At 62.2% G+C, this 1,727-nt stretch carries 1 protein-coding gene; it reads left to right on the forward strand.

Annotated elements, in window-relative coordinates; translation table 11 throughout:
- The first annotated feature begins 214 nt into the window (after window positions 1-214).
- On the forward strand, window positions 215-1,684 hold the full coding sequence (locus tag WBB85_RS11665; protein WP_432638784.1) for an NAD-dependent succinate-semialdehyde dehydrogenase: 1,470 nt from the start codon (window positions 215-217) through the stop codon (window positions 1,682-1,684).
- Window positions 1,685-1,727: the final 43 nt, after the last annotated feature.

Here is a 1,727-nt window from a genome sequence, read left to right on the forward strand (position 1 = left end):
GCCTAGGGCTTAGCCGCTACTTCACCTATGTCGTGACAAAACCTGTCAAGCAGGCCACCCCGCTGCCAGGGCTCCTTGCAAGCATGGCAGAAGAATAGCCTGCCGGATGCCGGGGCAAAAAGAAGAATCCTCTGCCGCCGCTGCCGAGTTTGGAAAATACTGCGCCGTGATGCCGCTAATCTGGAGGCAATCGCAATGGTTTGGAAGAAATCCCATGCTGACAGCAGCAACCCTGCCCGCACTTGCCGATCCCGGTCTGGCGCGCAGCTTTTCCTACATTGGTGGCAAATGGTGCGCCGCCGCAACGGGCAGGACGATCCCCGTAACCGATCCTGCGACTGGCAGATCCATCGGCGAGGTGGCCAAACTTTCGGGAGACGAGGCGCTTGGCGCGGTCGATGCGGCTCAGTCGGCATTCCCTCTCTGGGCTGGCCGTCTGCCGCAAGAACGTTCGGCTATCATCAGACGCTGGTTCGAGCTGATCCTTCTCCATAAGGAGGATCTGGCCAGGATCATGGTGGCAGAGCAGGGCAAGCCCTTGTCCGAGGCGCGGGGCGAGATTGAGTATGGCGCGGCCTTTGTGGAGTTTTTCGCCGAGGAGGCAAAACGCCCGAATATCGAAGGCGTGACGAGCCATCTGTCGGATGCCGAGGTCGAGTTGTGGCGTGAACCTGTTGGCGTCGCCGCGCTGATTACGCCGTGGAACTTTCCCTCGGCAATGCTGACGCGCAAGGCAGCGGCCGCGATGGCGGCTGGCTGCACGGTCGTTTGCCACCCCTCGGCTGAGACGCCTTTTTCGGCGCTGGCGCTTGCGGAACTGACAGAGCGTGCTGGCGTTCCGGCAGGTGTATTCAACGTCGTGACTGGCGTTGCGCCGGAAATCGTCGAGCCCTTGACGAAAGATTGCCGGGTCAGGGCCCTGTCCTTTACCGGCTCGACCGAAATCGGGCGGCTTCTCTACCGGCAATGCGCGGATACCGTGAAGCGCCTGGTGATGGAGCTTGGCGGCCACGCCCCGGTTCTGGTCTTCGCTGACGCCGATCTGGGCAAGGCCGTGGCCGAGGTCATGAAGGCGAAATGGGCGACCTCCGGGCAGGATTGCCTTGGCGCCAACCGCATTCTTGTCCAGCGCCCGGTCTACGACGAATTCTGCCGCCGCTTCACTCTGGCGACGCAGCAGTTGTCCATCGGGCCGGGCATGGAGGATTGCGATATCGGTCCGCTTATGAACGAAAGGGCTGTCGCCAAGCAGGAAGAGCAGGTCGCGGACGCGCTCGCCAAAGGCGCGACGCTTGCCTGCGGTGGTAAGCGCCATCCGCTCGGCCCGCTCTTCTACGAACCAACCGTTTTGACGGGCGTTCCCGCAGATGCCGCGATCCTGCACGAGGAAACTTTCGGCCCCGTCGCGGCCATCGCCGCCTTCGATACCGAGGAGGAGGCACTTGCCCGCGCCAATGACACCGAATACGGGCTCGTTGCCTATATCCATACTCAGGATCCGCGCCGCATCTACCGGCTGTCCCGTGCGCTTCAGTTTGGCATGGTCGCGGTCAACCGGACCAAGGTTACCGGCGCGCCGATCCCCTTCGGGGGCATGAAGCAATCCGGCCTTGGCCGCGAGGGATCGCGTCTGGGCATGGAGGAATTCACCGAAATCAAGTACGTCTGCCGTGACTGGGCATGAGAAGGGAAAGACCGATGCTGAGAAATGACCAACTGGACCAGTG

The organism is Albidovulum sp. (assembly GCF_049646345.1).
In the GTDB taxonomy this organism is placed as follows: Bacteria; Pseudomonadota; Alphaproteobacteria; order Rhodobacterales; family Rhodobacteraceae; genus Albidovulum.

Bases quoted from the DNA above. Each gene is read 5' to 3' on its own strand.
- WBB85_RS11665 (WP_432638784.1), top strand. From the start codon at position 215: ATGCTGACAGCAGCAACCCTGCCCGCACTTGCCGATCCCGGTCTGGCG.